The sequence below is a fragment of the Aeromicrobium sp. PE09-221 genome, assembly GCF_002174305.1.
GTDB lineage: Bacteria > Actinomycetota > Actinomycetes > Propionibacteriales > Nocardioidaceae > Aeromicrobium.
In genome coordinates, this window is sequence record NZ_MIJB01000087.1 from 1 (window position 1) to 728 (window position 728).

The 728-nt window shown below is 74.3% G+C and carries 1 pseudogene; it reads left to right on the forward strand.

What is annotated here, in order from left to right:
* Positions 1-202: 202 nt before the first annotated feature.
* Positions 203-728: pseudogene (locus BHE97_RS19410) on the forward strand (hypothetical protein); the annotation flags it as partial.

Consider the following 728-nt stretch of genomic DNA (forward strand, 5'->3'; position numbering starts at 1 on the left):
CAACCGGGGGGGCGATGAGGTCGGACCCCAGCTCGGTGGAGGCCGCGTGGCGTGGCACATCGGCGATCACGGCATCGAAACCGCGCTCGACCGCGGAGAGCACGGGCCCCGAGGTGGCCGGAGAGTGATCCTCGGGATCGAAGGAGAGCACCGCGGAACCCGCGGCCATCGGGAAAGCTCCCGCGAGCGCCCGCGCCGCGACATGGCCGTCGGCCCGGGCGATATCGCGCCACCGCAGTCCGGGCGCAGGGGAGTACGGGCCCTGGCGGTCGATGCCGATGCGGAGGGCCCGGGGTTGCACGTCACGGCCGGCACCGAGAACGCGCCCGGACTGCGGTGGCGCGATATCGCCCGGGCCGACGGCCATGTCGCGGCGCGGGCGCTCGCGGGAGCTTTCCCGATGGCCGCGGGTTCCGCGGTGCTCTCCTTCGATCCCGAGGATCACTCTCCGGCCACCTCGGGGCCCGTGCTCTCCGCGGTCGAGCGCGGTTTCGATGCCGTGATCGCCGATGTGCCCCGCCCCGCGGCCTCCCCCGAGCCGGGGTCCGACCTCATCCCCCGCCCGGTGGCCCTCCCGCTCCCCCGCCCCCAGAACGTGCCCGGAGTCCGCGCCGCGCGCCGTTCGGGCGTCCGCTTGCAGGAGATCCACGCCCGGTTCCTTGTGGTCTCGTGCGCCGGTTCCTTATCACCCCACGCCCCTGCCCCCCGAGAGGACAGGGACAACCTAC